Origin of the sequence: Ensifer sp. ENS06 (genome assembly GCF_014852205.1) — a bacterium.
Taxonomy (GTDB): domain Bacteria; phylum Pseudomonadota; class Alphaproteobacteria; order Rhizobiales; family Rhizobiaceae; genus Ensifer; species Ensifer adhaerens.
Genome location: NZ_JACVBC010000006.1, coordinates 44,828 through 58,635, shown reverse-complemented (window position 1 = coordinate 58,635; position 13,808 = coordinate 44,828). Strand labels below are relative to the sequence as shown.

Genomic DNA, 13,808 nt, shown 5'->3' with positions numbered 1-13,808 from the left:
GCTAGCAATGGTCGCTGCCCGCAAGCCGCTTGAGCGCGGCCAAGGGCGCGCAACCTGTAGCCCGAGAGTGTACACCCGGCGAAAGGCGATTTTAAGAAATGATGGTGTTTGGCCGGTTTCGTCCGGTTAGACGAACTCGATGACCTTGCTCTCGAAACGGATCACCGCCTCGCCGTGCTGGTTTTCGCCTTCGCACAGGATCGTGTTGACCCGCCAGCCGGGCTTTGAAGCAAGCGACCGGCTTTCAAGAAACGTGACGAAGTAGGTGACCGTGTCGTCGGCATAGACGGGCTTCAGCCATTTCAGGTCACGAAATCCGGGTGAGGGGCCGAGGTTCGGCGCCTTCAGGCCTTCCGCGGCAAGCCGCCGCTGCTCGTTTCGCCAGAACTTGACGAAGCACTGCATCCACCCGGCGCAGGTATGCCAGCCCGAGGCACAAAGGCCGCCAAACAGCGAATGCCGCGCCGCTTCCGCATCGAGATGGAAGGGTTGGGGGTCGAAGTCGGTGGCAAACCGGATGATGTCCTCGGCCGTAAAGGTCAGGCTGCCGATCACGGTCCGGCTCTTGGCCGCGTAGAATTCTTCCATCGTCATCATCAGGCTTTGCCCTTGTCGCGGCAGCGAAAGAGAACCGAGCATTCGGAAACCGCCACGGGTTCACCGGCCTGGTTATTGATTTCGTTTCGGAATTTGACGATGCCGAGATCGGGTTTCGACTTCGAACGGCGCGCCTCCAGCACGAGGCTGAAGCCCGAGAGCACGTCACCGGCAATGACCGGCTTCCTCCAATCCATGAAATCGATGCCGGGCGAGCCCTGGGACGTGGAATTTCCCATGAAGGCATCGAGCATCATGCGCATGCCGATGGCGCTGGTGTGCCAGCCGGAGGCGGCGAGACCACCAAGAATGCTGCGTTTTCCCGCTTCCTCGTCGAGGTGCATCGGCTGCTGATCGAATTCGTTGGCAAACGCGATCATCTCCGGTGGCTTCATCTCGACCGGCTTGTAGTCGAACCGCCGGCCTTCGGAAAAATCCTCGAAGTAGAGCATGCTTGCCTTGTCCCGTCTGATTTGTTGCCGCATTACCTACTGCATAATCTCCGGAAGCGGAATCGATTTGAGCGGAGATGCGCAACATCGCAGGTCGCTCGCGACGTTTCGCGGTTGCGCTTGGCTCTTGTCCATGCAACCAGCTGATAATCCGTCCCATCCGCTCGTGTCTTGACTGAGGAAAGCGCGTGACCGAACTGAACAGAGCGCTCGCGGGCGCAGCCGAAAAAGGCATCATATCCGCGCATCAGGTGCGCGATCTCGAAGTCTATCTGGCTGATCGCGGCTTCCGTTTCGGACCGGCGGCATCGGATGCCGCGGCCGACAGGGCCGACGCCGCGCTCGATGCGCGGGCGGCGGAAGACAGCGAACAGCCGCGCTTCATCAGAGGCTTTCACGACATCCTGATCACCATCGGCATCGTGGTCGTGCTCATCGGCCTGTGGGGCCTGACCGGTCCGCTTGCAACGCTGCCGGTCATTCTCGTGCTTGCGGAAATTCTCGTGCGGCGCCAGCGTCTGGCGCTGCCTTCGGTGGTGCTGACGCTCGCGCTCGTCCATTGGGTCGCAATGACGTCGATGTGGCTGGTGGACGATCATGAGGACACCTGGCACCCGCTTACCTTCACCCTGGTCTACGTTGCGACCTTCCCGATCCCGCTGGCGCTGTTCTACTGGCGCTATCGCGTTCCGCTTGCGCTGGCCGGTCTGGTGCTGTCGATCGCGCTCACCTGCGTGGTGGCGGTCCTGCTCGCATTCGAGAGGGCCCTCGGTATCGACGTGGCCAACCCCGATTACGTCCTGCTGCTTCCATTGACCCTGCTCGTCGGGGCACTGGCTGTCTTCGCGATCGCCATGCGCTACGACGTTTCGGACCCGCAGCGGCTCACCACCCGTTCGGACATCGCCTTCTGGCTGCATCTCGCAGCCGCGCCGGCTCTGCTTTACTCGCTGATGGGACTGGTGTTCCTGGTCAATGGCGGTGCAACGTGGTGGGACGGACAGGCGAGCTTCAATCAGGCCGCTTCCGCCATTGTGATCGTCGCCGTGTTCATGCTGGTCGGGCTCGTCATCGACCGCCGCGCCTTCGTCACATCGGGGCTGTTGTCGCTGGGCGGCGCGATCTGGACCGTGCTGAGCAAGACCAATGCATCGCTCGACAGTTACGTCTTCATCGCCCTTGCGGTCGTCGGGGTAACGGTCTTGTTCATCGGCATTTTCTGGCAGCGGCTGCGCCGCATGGTCATCGACCTCTTGCCGGAAACGATAACGGCGCGGTTGCATGCCGCGCCGTAGTATCAAGTTCTGATGCGCTCCGATCCCGCGCCTTGAGTGCGGGATCAGACCGACAGGTCTTACGTGTTGAAGCGGAAGTGGATGACGTCGCCGTCCTGGACGACGTATTCCTTGCCTTCGTCGCGGGCCTTGCCGGCTTCCTTGGCGCCCACTTCGCCGCCAAGTGCGATGTAGTCTTCAAAGGCAATGGTGTTGGCGCGGATGAAGCCGCGCTCGAAGTCCGTGTGGATGACGCCGGCGGCCTGCGGAGCCTTGGTGCCGCGCTGGATTGTCCAGGCGCGCGTTTCCTTGGGGCCGACGGTGAAATAGGTGATGAGGTCGAGCAGCTTGTAGCCGGCACGGATCAGTCGGTCGAGACCGGCTTCTTCGAGACCGAGCGCGCTCAGGAACTCCTTGGCTTCTTCCTCCGGCAGCTGCGCCACTTCCGACTCGATGGCAGCGGAGATCACGACGCTTTCCGCCCCTTGCGCCTTGGCCATTTCGGCAACCGCGCGCGTGTGTTCGTTGCCGTCGACGGCATCGCTTTCCGCGACGTTGCAGACGTAGAGAACCGGATGGGCGGTCAGGAGGTTGAGGCCCTGCAGGATGCGCAGTTCTTCGGCATCGAGCGTCGAAAGCAGCGTGCGGACCGGCTTGCCGTCCTGCAGAAGCTTCAGCGAGGCTTCCATGATCGGAAGCTGTGCCATCGAATCCTTGTCCTTGCCGCCGGCGCGCTTGCGGGTCTGCTCGGTGCGGCGCTCGAGGCTGTCGAGATCGGCGAGCATCAGCTCGGTCTCGATCGTCTCGGCATCGGCGACCGGATTGATGCGGCCTTCGACGTGGGTGATGTCGTCATCCTCGAAGCAGCGCAGCACGTGAACCACGGCGTCCACTTCGCGGATGTTGGCGAGGAACTGGTTGCCGAGGCCTTCGCCCTTCGATGCGCCGCGCACCAGGCCGGCGATATCGACGAAGGAGATGCGCGTCGGGATGATTTCCTTCGACTTCGCGATGTTGGCCAGCTTGCGCATGCGCGGATCCGGCACCGCCACTTCGCCGGTGTTCGGCTCGATGGTACAGAAGGGATAGTTGGCCGCTTGCGCGGCTGCCGTCTTGGTGAGTGCGTTGAAGAGCGTGGACTTGCCGACGTTCGGCAGTCCGACAATACCGCATTTGAAGCCCATGGGGTCTCGTCCGTATCTTAAAATTCCGTTGGCGTGGCTATGCGGGAAGGGCGCTCCCCGGTCAAGGGCGCAGGCCCTGTTCACGGTAAATAAGGGGTCGAGGCCGTTGAACGCGTGCTCTTCGGGCCGCATATGCGCTCGGATTTTCGCCGGCCCTGTTCGGCGGCCAAGAAATTGAGGAGCCCCGCATTGATCGACCAGAAGTTCTTGTTTCCGCGCGTGCCGGTTGCCGTCGTCGATATTGGCGACACACTCGAGGCGCTGTTGATCCGCGCGACGCTCGAAAGCATGGGCGCCGTCGTCACGCTGCATCTGCCGGGGACACCAGGCGATTTCCTGACCTTGCTCGCTGGCGGCGAGCTCGTTCACCAGCACCTGATCATTTCCGGCCACGGCGACGAGAACGGCTTCGTCTTTGGCGAATACATCGAGGAAATCGACACCTCGATGCTCATCGAGGGCAGCCTGCCGCCCGCCGTTATCGCCGAACATGCCAGGCTTGACGGCAAGATCGTGCTCAGCACTTGCTGCGAGACCGGTGGCAAGCGCTATGGCGATGCCTTTGTCAAAAAGGGAGGGGCGGCCCTCTACGTTGCGCCTGACGGCTCGCCGGAGGGAGCGGACGCGCCGCTTTTCGTGCATTGCTTCTTCCATGCGTTGCTGGCGCGCAAGCAAGAAGCAAGGGCGGCGCTGGAAAAAGCCCGCTCCTATGACCAAGCAGCAGCGATGTTCGTCGGCCATTGGGGGAGGCGCTGATCTCCGCCTGCGTCCGTGCGCTTGCTTTTGCTTGATCGGCACCTGCGCCCGTAGGATAGTGCGCCTTCGGCGCCGGTGCGTCTGACGGTGCGCCGAGGCGGTTCTGCCCCGCGGTGGTGCCGGTCAATCTGTCATCAACGGGGTGGTTCCGATGAGTGACAACGAGGTTGCCAGAAAAGTCAAAGTAAGGGTGAAGCCGAAGCTCGATCGGCCGAAGCTTTACAGGGTCATGCTGCTCAATGACGATTACACGCCGCGCGAGTTCGTAGTCGGCGTGCTCAAGGCCGTGTTCCATATGAGCGAGGAGGCGGGCTACCGGGTGATGATGACGGCCCACAAGATGGGGAGCTGCGTGGTGGTCGTCTGCGCCCGCGACATCGCCGAAACCAAGGCCAAGGAAGCAACCGATCTCGCCAAGGAAGCGGGTTTCCCGCTGCTTTTCACCACCGAGCCGGAGGACTAGCAGGCCTCATGAATGATGGGCGGCGGCCGGGGAAATGCCCGGCGGCCATCGGCCTGCCTCATGGCTTCCTGTGCAGGCGAAGCGGCTTGCTCGCTTCGCGCTCGATCGTGCCCTTGGCTTCGAGATCGAGCTGTACAGCCTTTAGCCACCAGCCCGCCTTCGCTCCGCCGGGGAAAAGGTCCTGTGGCAGCAACGGCAGCAGCTGCTCCTTCGCGTCCGCCACGGTCAGGCCCGGTGCTGAGGGCGGCAGCACCGCGAGCAGGGCTTCACGCATCGCCTCATATTTCACCCGGTCGACGCGGTACTTGTGGCCGGGCGAGACGATGTTTTCGATCTCGATCTTCTCAGCCTGGGATGCCATTGGCCTCGCCTTTCACATAGTCGATCTTCGGCGCCTTGAATCCCATCGCCGCCCAGGCGGTCAAAAGCCGCCACATGAAGCGGCCCGAATGTGTCTTGTAGCTCGGCAGCGTGTCGGCAAACTCGACGCCGGCCTTGCGATCCTTCGTCATCGTGCGCATTTCGAGCGGCGGCTGTTCGTCCGGGGCAAAACGCTGATTGTAGACGCTCAGCCAGTGACCGCCCTTGAATTCCAGGAACATGGCCGAGTTGCAGCAGCTGGCGATGACCCGGCGCGTCGGCGCTTCCGGCGTCAGCCGGTGTTCGCGCAGAAGGTCGCTGCCCCTGACGCAGCGGATCCGGTCCTTGCGGTAGAGCGCAAACCGCGTCGAGCCGTCGGCTTCCATGACCGGCGACGCCTCCGGCAAGGCCTCGAAACGCTCACCGGCGGTGCGGCAACTGGTGCAGTAGCAGGCGGCGCCGACGATCGGCTCGCCGGCGGCTTCAAAGGCAACTAACCCGCAGCGGCAGGCGGCAATGCGATGTCTTTCCTGTGGTTTGGCCATGGCCATCTCCTGATCCGACTTCACTAACTAGACTGGACCGTCCAGTTTGATTTGTCAATCCGACTGGCCTATTCTGTAAGCCAAGTGATTTGGTGAGATACGGCAGGGGGAGGGCAGGTTTGAGCAACGGCGCAAAGACGCGCATGGAGCGCACCCGCAAACTGATCGTGGCTGCAGCCAGTGATCTCTTTCTCAAGCACGGCTTTCTCGGCACTAACATGGACGAGATCGCCGCGACGGCGGAGGTGTCGAAGCAGACGGTTTATTCCCATTTCCAGAACAAGGAGGCGCTGTTTCTCGAAGTCGTGCGCAGCATGACGGGGGGAGCAGGCGACGAATTCCAGGAGCAGGTGGCCGATCCCGATGGCGACGAGCGGATCGAGGACTTCCTGCTCGACTATGCCACGCAGTTGCTGACGATCGTGATGACGCCGCGGCTGATGCAGGTTCGCCGTCTCGTCATCGCCGAGGTGGAGCGGTTTCCGCAGCTTGGCGAAGCGCTGCACGAGCGCGGGCCGATGCGCTCGATCCGGCGGCTGGCGGTCGCCTTCAGGCGCTATGGCGAGAAGGGCGACATTCGGGTGAAGGACGCCGAGGTCGCCGGCGGGTTCTTCAACTGGCTGGTCATGGGCGGGCCGGTAAATGACGCCATGCTGCTCGGAGACAGCGCCATTCCGACGCCGGAGGTGCTCCGAGCCCATGCGGCGGAGGCGGTGCGGATCTTTCTGGCGGCCCATAGGCCCGGGTGATGGATGGATACGGACTGCGCTGAGGCGCGCCGCCTTCACGGCAAGTGGGCGTCCCACCATTTGAGCACGCGCATCGCCTTGAGCGTCACCCATCGCGAAGGGGCGTCGACCCCGTCATCGACGTCGAACCACACCCGTCCGGCGGGGCGCCAGTCGAGTGGCCATGCGCCGTTTTCGAGCCGCCTCGAACGCAGATGGCCGATCGCTTCGCTGAGCCGTGGATCAGGTGCCGCACCGTAAAGGAGCGTCGCGGCGCGAAAGTAATCGAGCGCTCGCAGGATGTCGTATCGCCAGCGGCTCGGGTGGCAGAGGCACAGGAAGCGTTCGTCGGCGGCTTTGCCCGTGCTCAGGCGGCGGAAGAGATGGCGCTTGAGCAGATAGTCCTCGCCGGCCCGGCGCGCCGCCTTGGACTGTGGCGTGCCACCGGTCGCCCTTTCGAACGCAAGCAAGCCTTCGAGCACGTTGATGGTGGTGGCAAAGGAGGACCGGAGCGAACCGTTTGCCCGTTCGCAGTTCCAGCCGCCATCGGCCTGGGCCTCGCCGACGAGCCTGTCGACGATCCGCGAAACGTCGACGCCGAAATAGGCGCCGTCGGCAACGGTGCGGCCGTTGATGCACTCCTCGACTTCGCCTTGCCAATAGGGCTGGCCGCCTTCGTCCCAGCGCGAATTGGCGCCGATCAGGTCGACGGTTCGTCGGGCCCGATCGGACGAAGGGTCGAGACCGAACTCCCGCAGCTGCGACAGCGAAAAGCACGTTGCCGTCCAGGGCTGGCCGTGCTCGGTCCACTCGTGCGCGTCGAAACCGGCGGGAATGAAGGCGCCTGCCGCCCATTGCCCATCGTCATCCTGATGCGAGAGAAGCCTGGCGCCCCAGCCTTCGGTCTCCACCTTGGCCCGTTCGGCTTTCCATAGAGACTCTGGGGCGTCCAGCAGGTCGCGCATCACCTGCCAGCGAATTGCGGGATCCGATGCGAGAAGCCAGTCAATCACCGGGTCGGTCACGGGCGTGCTCCAGGCTTGTGCCATCGGGTCGATCTGACCCGTTTCGACTGCACAAGCTAGGGCGCGTTCCGGATTGGGGAAGCTAGTCGTTCTTCGAGCCGAACATCTTCTTCAGCATGTCGGCCATTGGGCCGGTTGCCGGCAGCTTCTTCGGCTGGGCGGAATTGCGCGCCTGGCGGATATGTGATTGCGCGCCCTGCTTCTTCGGGGCTTCAGCCTTTTCCGCCTCCGGCTTGCCGCCGGTCGCGAGCGCGATCTTGTTCAGAAGCTGGGAATCCTCGCCGCGCACCAGCATGTCGGCATTGTCGGCGATGGCGTCGAGCAGGGGCACCAGCCAGGCCTGGTCGGCCTTGGCGAAATCGCCGAGCACATGGGCATGCACCAGATCCTTGACGCCGGGATGGCCGATGCCGAGGCGCAGGCGGCGATAGTCCTTGCCGCAATGGGCGTCGATCGACTTGATGCCATTATGCCCGCCATGGCCGCCGCCGACCTTGATGCGCGCCTTGGCGGACGGCAGGTCGAGTTCATCATAGATGACGGTGATGTCCTTCGGCTGCAGCTTGTAGAAGCGCATGGCCTCGCCGACCGCTTCGCCGGACAGGTTCATGTAGGTCTGCGGTTTCATCAACAGAACGCGCTCGCCGCCGATGTCGCCCTCGGCGATCTCGGCCTTGAACTTCTTCGACCAGGAGGAAAAGCTGTGCCGGCGGTGAATGACGTCAACCGCCATAAAGCCGATATTGTGCCGGTTGGCGGCGTATTTCGAACCTGGATTGCCAAGCCCTACGATGATCAACATGGTGCTGCGCATTCATGATTTCGGGGTGATGCCATCCAAAAACACCGCACCCCCCGGAAGTCAACGCCTATTTCTCCGCCTGCAGGCTGGCATTGGGCTTGAGCCCATATTGCTTGAAGATCACATCCTGGGTGCCGTTGCCGATCAGCCGGTCGAGTTCGTATTGCATGGCGGCGACGATATCGCGGGGAAAGTCGCGATGGCAGGCGATGCCGTAAAGCTTGCCTTCCAGCACCAGCGCGGCCTCCACCGGTTTGCCTTCGCTGCGCATGCTTTCGAAGGTCTTTTCGGACGTCATCAAAAGATCGACCCGGCCGGCGAGCAGCTTTTTCAGGCTGGAGTCGAGATTGGCCGCATAGTCGATCTTGGGGAAGCGGTGCTCCTTGAGATAGGACGCCGAAAAATCCTCGCGCTGCGTGCCCACGGTATATTGGTGCGCGTCCTCCAGCGATGCCGGCGCGATGGCGGATCCGGCCTGCCGGACCATGACCATGTGGTCGATCAGCAGCGGCTCGACCCACTGGAAGTTTCGGTCGCGCTCGGCGTCGTGGCCGGTGGTGAAAACACAATAGGCGGGATCGGTCTCGGCCAGCATGAAAGCCCGCGCCCAGGGTAGAACCTCGATCGTATAGGGCAGCTTCAGGCGCTCCATGATGAGCTTGACCTGGTCGACGGCCGCACCGCTCGGGCCGGCCCCGGTCGAAAAGTTGTAAGGCGGATACTCCTCGGTGACGAACTTGATCGTCTGAGCCTCGGCCGTCGTTGCAAGACCAAGGAATAATGCTGCGATCAGCGCCTTCACATCCTTTCCTCCTCTTCTGCGTCCGCCTTGCGACGGATCTTTTCTATCCCCGGCCTGTGCCCGACCTTAGGCCCTAAAGCTCTCCCGCGCCCCAGGGAACCAGGTGGGTGAACTCATGCCCGCATGCTGGGTGCGGAAGCCGCTTTTGCCTCGGAGTCGCTTTCGAGCATGGCCAGCATCCGGTCGACCGGCATCGGCCGGCTGAAGAGATAGCCCTGGCCGCAATCGACGCCGAGCTTGCGCAGCAGCTGCCACTGTTCCTTCGTCTCGATGCCCTCGGCAACGACGGTGCAGCCCATCTGGTGCGAGATCGTGCGGATGCCCTTGATCAGCATGCGGCTCTTGCGGCGGATATCGGCGGTGCCGGAGCTCAGCGACCGGGTGAAGGACTGGTCGACCTTGACGATATCGACCGGGAAACGGTTGAGATAGCTCAGCGACGAATAGCCGGTGCCGAAATCGTCGAGCGCGATGCGGCAGCCGAATTCGTTGAGCTGCTTCAGCACCGAGTGAACTTCCGGATTGTCGAGCATCAGCACCGCTTCGGTGATCTCGACGACGATCCGGCTCGGCGAGATATGATGCTTCAGAAGCAGGGCCGCGAGCTTGTGCGGCAGCGTCAGTTCGAACTGCAGCGGTGAGAAGTTGACAGCGAGATAGGTGTTCTGGGTGCCGTCGAGCTCGGAGATCGCTGCCAGATGGCGGATTGCCTTTTCAAGGATCTGGTCGCCGATGCGGGCGATCATGCCGGTTTCTTCGGCGATGCCGATGATCTTGCCGGGCGCCATCAGGCCCTTTTCCGGGTGGTTGAGGCGCATCAGCGCCTCGAAGCCGGCGATCTGCCCATCGGCGAGGCTGACGATCGGTTGCAGCCAGGCTTCGAAGTGATCGTCCTTCAGGCCGGCTTCGATGCACTGCTCGATCTCGTGGCGCTCGCGCGAGGCGTCGAGCATGCCGGCGTCGAACACCTGCAGGCCATTCTTGCCGTCGTGCTTGCGCGCATACATCGCCATGTCCGCCTTCAGCAGCAGGTCGGAGGCGTTTTCGGCATGAGTCGGGTAGACGGCGATGCCGACGCTGGCGCTGACGAAAAGCTCGTTGCCGGCGATCGCCATCGGTTCGTGCAGCGCCGTGACGATGCGCTCGCCGATCTCGGCCGCAAGGTTCCCGGCGTTCGGATCGGAAAGCAGGATGGCGAATTCGTCGCCACCGAGCCGGGCCATGATGTCGCCGGGCGGCAGGGCGGCCTGTATGAGCTCGACCGTCTGGCGCAGCACTTCGTCGCCGGCGGCATGGCCGAAATTGTCGTTGATCCACTTGAAGCGGTCGAGGTCGATGAACAGGCAGCCGAGCTGCATGCCGCATTGATCGGCCTCGGTGATCGCCTCGTCGAGCGCGGCCTCGAAGCCCTGGCGGTTCAACAGACCGGTCAGGTGATCGGTGATCGCCTGGGTGTGGTTGCGGCTTTCCGCCTGCTTCAGCGCGGTCACGTCGGTCATGACCGAGAGCGACAGGCTGCTCTCGCCGGTTGCCTTCGTCTCCTGGATCAGCACGGTCATCGCTTCGCCATCCGCCTTGCGGAAGGGAACGGTCACTTCGCGGATGGCGTGATCGGCAACGGCGATCGTCTTGGCGTGGCTGCGATAGGTTTCGTGCCAGTGCGGATCGACGAAATCGATGAAGTCGCGCCCGACGACGTCGTCGCGGCTGTAGCCGGTGGCCAGCAGCCAATAGTCGCTGACGGCGAGCAGGCGCCCGTCGACATCCAGCGAAAACAGCATCGCCGGCGTCAGGTTGTAGATGTCGGTGACGCGCTCATGGGCGTTTTTCAGCTCGGTCTCTTCGCGCTCGAGGCGGTCCTGCATCTCGTTGAAGTTGGCGGCGAGTGCGCCCATTTCATCGTCGGAGGTCCAGTCGACGCGGTGGCGAGACCCGAGCCGGCGCGTAGCCTCGATCGCGGCGGTCAGGCGCATCAGCGGGCGCATCACCGTAAAGCGATTGCCGACGAGCGCAGCGGCAAAGACGATCGCGACCGCAAAAAGCAGGATGGCGAGAATCGCCAGTTCGTCCTTGCTGAATTGCGACAGCAGACCCGGCGTCGGGACCCTGACTTCGATGCGTCCGACCTCTTTCATGCCATCGACCGACTGATAGGAAATGGGCAGGATGAGGACCCGGTCCTTGGTGCTCGGCAACACGCCGCCCAGCGGCATCTGCGCGAGGATCGATCCGGACTGGTCGCGGATGGTGACGGAGAGGATGTCGGTGCCGTTTATCAGCGAACGGGCGATGTGCTTGATGGCGTCACTGTCAAAGTCCCAGATGGGCTTGCCGAGCGCCTCGGCGCTCGCGGCCATCAACAGTTCGATGTTGTGCAGGCGCTCGCGTGCAATGCGGTCGCTGGAGATGCTGAGAAAGAGTGCAAGCAGCGGGGCAATGAAGACGAGCATCGCGCCGCAGACAATCGCAATAAACCGGTTCTCCACGGAGTGCATCATCGCATGCACGCCTCAGAAGCAGCTGCCACCCATCTCATATCAGAATTCTCTTCAGACAAGCCCATTTTCCCCGTCAGAAGAACATCATCAAAATCTTAAATGTTGCTGAAATCGCTTCATGATAATTCGTGGGGCGCGGCATCGATGCGGCCGAGTGCCGGCGGGCAGCCGCCAATGCAAAAAGCCCGCCCCAAACGAATGGGACGGGCTTTCGATGAAGTGCGGCGGGACCGGCTTTTGCCGGTCGCCCAGAGGCCAATCAGGCTTCTGCTTCGCCTTCGGCTTCTTCCTTCACGCCACCGGCCGGTGCAACGATCGTTGCAATGGTGAAGTCGCGATCGGTGATAACCGGGGTCGCGCCCTTCGGCAGCTTGATGTTGGAGATGTGGATGGCGTCGCCGACCTTGAGACCGGAGAGGTCAACGGTCAGGAATTCCGGAATGTCGTTAGCCGAAACGTTGAGTTCGACGTCGTGACGAACGATGTTGAGAACGCCGCCAGCCTTGAGGCCCGGGGACTTCTCTTCGTTTTCGAAGTGAACCGGAACTGCAACGGTAACCTGGCTGTCCTTGGAGACGCGCAGGAAGTCGACATGCATCGTGAAGTCACGGACCGGATCCAGCTGGTAGTCCTTCGGCAGGACGCGGATCTTTTCGCCGTTGACGTCGATGGTTGCAACGGTGGTCATGAAACCGCCGGCGTGGATCTTCATCGTCACTTCCTTGGTGGAGAGCGCGATGGAAAGGGGGGCCTGCTTGTCACCGTAGATGACAGCCGGGATAAGACCGTTGCGACGAAGTTCACGGGAGGACCCCTTACCAACCCGTTCGCGCGTCTCGGCCTTGAGCTCGTAGGATGCGTGGCTCATGGATAGACCTTTCTGTGTCTAATGCTGGAGAGTTCGACCGCCATGCGGAAGAACTGAAGCCGCAAGGACTTCATCCGCGTTGCCTCCAAGGGTGTCTACGCGGACGGGCGCTCCATAGACGAGATCCCCCGCAAATGCAAGCTTTGCCGCGGTTTCAGCTCTTTTTACCGGTGAAACGTGCGAGCGCCAGCATGGCACCGCCGGCAATCAGCCCCCAGAAGGCGCCAGAAACACCGCCGAAGCTGACGCCGGACGCGGTCACGAGGAAGGTGATTGCGGCCGCCTCACGGGTCTTCGGGTCCGTAGAGGCGGCCATGGCGGAGCCGGCGAAGGCACCGACGAGGGCAAGGCCCGCCACAGCCTCGATCAGGATCGACGGCGCAAGGCTGACGAAGGTGGTGACGACGCCGGCAAGCAGGCCGAAGAGGATGTAGAAGGCACCGGCATTGATCGCCGACCAGTAGCGCCGGTTGCGATCCGGATGGGAATCGCCGCCGGCGCACATGGCGGCCGTGATTGCAGCCAGATTGACCGCATGGCCGCCGAAGGGGGCGCTCAAAATCGAAAAGACGCCGGTCGTCGCAAACAGCGGTCCCGGCTCCGGGTGATAGTCGTTGACCTTCAGCACGGCGATGCCGGGAATGTTCTGCGAGGCCATGGTGACGATGAAGAGCGGCAGGGCGATGCTGATCATGGCCGCGACGTTGAGCTGCGGGATCACGAATTCCACGGTCGGTACCAGCGCCGAGGAGAGGGCGGAAAAGGCGCCGGCCGGGATTTCGACGCCGAAGGTGATGACCAGCACGAAGGCGATCAGCGCGGCGGGCACCGCATAGAGCTTGTTGATGCTGCCGACGAGTGCCCAGGCGAGCAGGATCGGTAGGCCGAAAAGCGGATTGAAGGCGATCGCCTTGACCGGGGCAAAACAGAGGCTGAGCAGCACGCCGGCCAGCATCGCATTGGCGAGCGGCGCCGGGATGGAGGAGACCAGGCGGCCGAGCGGTTTCCAGAGGCCGGCGACGACGACGAGCAGGCCGCAGACGAGAAAGGCGCCGACAGCGGCATTAAAGCCACCTTCGACGATGCCGGCGCTCGCAAGCAATGCGGCGCCCGGCGTCGACCAGGCAATGCTGACCGGTAGCCGCGTCACGGCGCTGATGACGATCGCGCAAAGGCCCATCGAGATCGACAGCGCCATCAGCCCGGAGGCAGCCTGCGCTTCGCTGGCGCCGACGCCGATGAGCCCATGCAGCACGACGGCAAAGGAACTGGCGAAGCCGACGAAGGCGATCAGCAGGCCCATGAACAGGCTCTGGAGCGAAAAGTCACGAAGCATGGCGGCAACCGGCTGTTGTGAGGTTGAGTCGCGGCAATTTGATCCTTTCGCGTAGCACATTCGGGCGTTCTGTCGATATCGGCGGCGTGATCCACGGATCAAACTCGTTGACAGGCGC

General features: G+C 62.8%; 15 protein-coding genes. 4 read left to right on the top strand and 11 right to left on the bottom strand.

Features of this window, described 5'->3' with window-relative positions; translation table 11 throughout:
* Window positions 1-126: 126 nt before the first annotated feature.
* Window positions 127-597, bottom strand: coding sequence for a MaoC family dehydratase (locus tag IB279_RS21240; protein WP_089045006.1), 471 nt, complete (start codon window positions 595-597; stop codon window positions 127-129).
* Window positions 597-1,049 carry a MaoC family dehydratase gene (locus tag IB279_RS21235; RefSeq protein WP_034789044.1) on the bottom strand — a complete coding sequence of 151 codons (453 nt, stop codon included), beginning with the start codon at window positions 1,047-1,049 and terminating at the stop codon, window positions 597-599. The genes IB279_RS21240 and IB279_RS21235 overlap by 1 nt, the downstream gene beginning before the upstream one ends.
* A 188-nt stretch (window positions 1,050-1,237) precedes the next feature.
* On the opposite strand from IB279_RS21235, the gene IB279_RS21230 reads away from it, so the two are divergent.
* Window positions 1,238-2,344, top strand: a complete 1,107-nt coding sequence (locus IB279_RS21230) for a hypothetical protein (RefSeq protein ID WP_226020611.1) — start codon at window positions 1,238-1,240, stop codon at window positions 2,342-2,344.
* Window positions 2,345-2,403: 59 nt separating this feature from the next.
* Here IB279_RS21230 and ychF read toward each other — a convergent pair whose 3' ends face one another.
* The gene (gene ychF / locus IB279_RS21225) at window positions 2,404-3,507 is read right to left on the bottom strand and encodes a redox-regulated ATPase YchF (protein WP_112772268.1); all 1,104 of its coding nucleotides are present in this window, start codon (window positions 3,505-3,507) and stop codon (window positions 2,404-2,406) included.
* A gap of 189 nt (window positions 3,508-3,696) precedes the next feature.
* Between ychF and IB279_RS21220 the strand changes: the two genes are divergently transcribed.
* Together IB279_RS21220 and clpS are read left to right on the top strand one after the other, a co-directional pair.
* Window positions 3,697-4,263 carry a hypothetical protein gene (locus IB279_RS21220; RefSeq protein ID WP_112772267.1) on the top strand — a complete coding sequence of 189 codons (567 nt, stop codon included), beginning with the start codon at window positions 3,697-3,699 and terminating at the stop codon, window positions 4,261-4,263.
* A 151-nt stretch (window positions 4,264-4,414) separates the two neighbouring features.
* Window positions 4,415-4,726: an ATP-dependent Clp protease adapter ClpS gene (gene clpS, locus IB279_RS21215; RefSeq protein WP_034788786.1), complete on the top strand. Its 312-nt coding sequence runs from the start codon at window positions 4,415-4,417 to the stop codon at window positions 4,724-4,726.
* A gap of 58 nt (window positions 4,727-4,784) precedes the next feature.
* On the opposite strand, the gene IB279_RS21210 is transcribed toward clpS, so the two are convergent.
* The gene (locus tag IB279_RS21210; protein WP_060606726.1) at window positions 4,785-5,087 is read right to left on the bottom strand and encodes a DUF6958 family protein; all 303 of its coding nucleotides are present in this window, start codon (window positions 5,085-5,087) and stop codon (window positions 4,785-4,787) included.
* Window positions 5,071-5,631, bottom strand: coding sequence for a GFA family protein (locus IB279_RS21205; RefSeq protein ID WP_226020610.1), 561 nt, complete (start codon window positions 5,629-5,631; stop codon window positions 5,071-5,073). The genes IB279_RS21210 and IB279_RS21205 overlap by 17 nt, the downstream gene beginning before the upstream one ends.
* Window positions 5,632-5,750: 119 nt before the next feature.
* Here IB279_RS21205 and IB279_RS21200 point away from each other — a divergent pair, with 119 nt between their 5' ends.
* Entirely contained in the window at window positions 5,751-6,380 is a 630-nt protein-coding gene (locus IB279_RS21200; RefSeq protein ID WP_234824508.1) for a TetR/AcrR family transcriptional regulator, read from the top strand.
* 35 nt (window positions 6,381-6,415) lie between these two features.
* Here the strand turns inward: IB279_RS21200 and IB279_RS21195 are convergent, their stop codons facing one another.
* The 6 genes from IB279_RS21195 to IB279_RS21170 all read right to left on the bottom strand — a co-directional run bounded on the left by IB279_RS21195 (window position 6,416) and on the right by IB279_RS21170 (window position 13,690).
* Complete coding sequence (locus IB279_RS21195; protein ID WP_112772266.1) at window positions 6,416-7,408, bottom strand: squalene cyclase; 993 nt, start codon at window positions 7,406-7,408, stop codon at window positions 6,416-6,418.
* 58 nt (window positions 7,409-7,466) lie between these two features.
* The gene (pth, locus tag IB279_RS21190; protein WP_112772309.1) at window positions 7,467-8,186 is read right to left on the bottom strand and encodes an aminoacyl-tRNA hydrolase; all 720 of its coding nucleotides are present in this window, start codon (window positions 8,184-8,186) and stop codon (window positions 7,467-7,469) included.
* A 67-nt stretch (window positions 8,187-8,253) separates the two neighbouring features.
* Window positions 8,254-8,988: an ABC transporter substrate-binding protein gene (locus tag IB279_RS21185; protein ID WP_034788770.1), complete on the bottom strand. Its 735-nt coding sequence runs from the start codon at window positions 8,986-8,988 to the stop codon at window positions 8,254-8,256.
* 113 nt (window positions 8,989-9,101) lie between these two features.
* On the bottom strand, window positions 9,102-11,486 hold the full coding sequence (locus tag IB279_RS21180; RefSeq protein WP_089045004.1) for a bifunctional diguanylate cyclase/phosphodiesterase: 2,385 nt from the start codon (window positions 11,484-11,486) through the stop codon (window positions 9,102-9,104).
* A 259-nt stretch (window positions 11,487-11,745) separates the two neighbouring features.
* Window positions 11,746-12,354 carry a 50S ribosomal protein L25/general stress protein Ctc gene (locus IB279_RS21175; protein WP_034788765.1) on the bottom strand — a complete coding sequence of 203 codons (609 nt, stop codon included), beginning with the start codon at window positions 12,352-12,354 and terminating at the stop codon, window positions 11,746-11,748.
* A gap of 154 nt (window positions 12,355-12,508) precedes the next feature.
* Entirely contained in the window at window positions 12,509-13,690 is a 1,182-nt protein-coding gene (locus IB279_RS21170) for a benzoate/H(+) symporter BenE family transporter (RefSeq protein ID WP_192339788.1), read from the bottom strand.
* Between the last annotated feature and the right edge of the window lie 118 nt (window positions 13,691-13,808).

Excerpts from the sequence above, each read along its gene's own strand:
- IB279_RS21240 (WP_089045006.1), bottom strand. The coding sequence starts at position 597 with ATGATGACGATGGAAGAATTCTACGCGGCCAAGAGCCGGACCGTGATC.
- IB279_RS21235 (WP_034789044.1), bottom strand. The coding sequence starts at position 1,049 with ATGCTCTACTTCGAGGATTTTTCCGAAGGCCGGCGGTTCGACTACAAG.
- ychF (WP_112772268.1), bottom strand. The coding sequence starts at position 3,507 with ATGGGCTTCAAATGCGGTATTGTCGGACTGCCGAACGTCGGCAAGTCC.
- clpS (WP_034788786.1), top strand. The coding sequence starts at position 4,415 with ATGAGTGACAACGAGGTTGCCAGAAAAGTCAAAGTAAGGGTGAAGCCG.
- IB279_RS21210 (WP_060606726.1), bottom strand. The coding sequence starts at position 5,087 with ATGGCATCCCAGGCTGAGAAGATCGAGATCGAAAACATCGTCTCGCCC.
- IB279_RS21205 (WP_226020610.1), bottom strand. The coding sequence starts at position 5,631 with ATGGCCAAACCACAGGAAAGACATCGCATTGCCGCCTGCCGCTGCGGG.
- IB279_RS21195 (WP_112772266.1), bottom strand. The coding sequence starts at position 7,408 with ATGGCACAAGCCTGGAGCACGCCCGTGACCGACCCGGTGATTGACTGG.
- pth (WP_112772309.1), bottom strand. The coding sequence starts at position 8,186 with ATGTTGATCATCGTAGGGCTTGGCAATCCAGGTTCGAAATACGCCGCC.
- IB279_RS21180 (WP_089045004.1), bottom strand. The coding sequence starts at position 11,486 with ATGATGCACTCCGTGGAGAACCGGTTTATTGCGATTGTCTGCGGCGCG.
- IB279_RS21175 (WP_034788765.1), bottom strand. The coding sequence starts at position 12,354 with ATGAGCCACGCATCCTACGAGCTCAAGGCCGAGACGCGCGAACGGGTT.
- IB279_RS21170 (WP_192339788.1), bottom strand. The coding sequence starts at position 13,690 with ATGCTTCGTGACTTTTCGCTCCAGAGCCTGTTCATGGGCCTGCTGATC.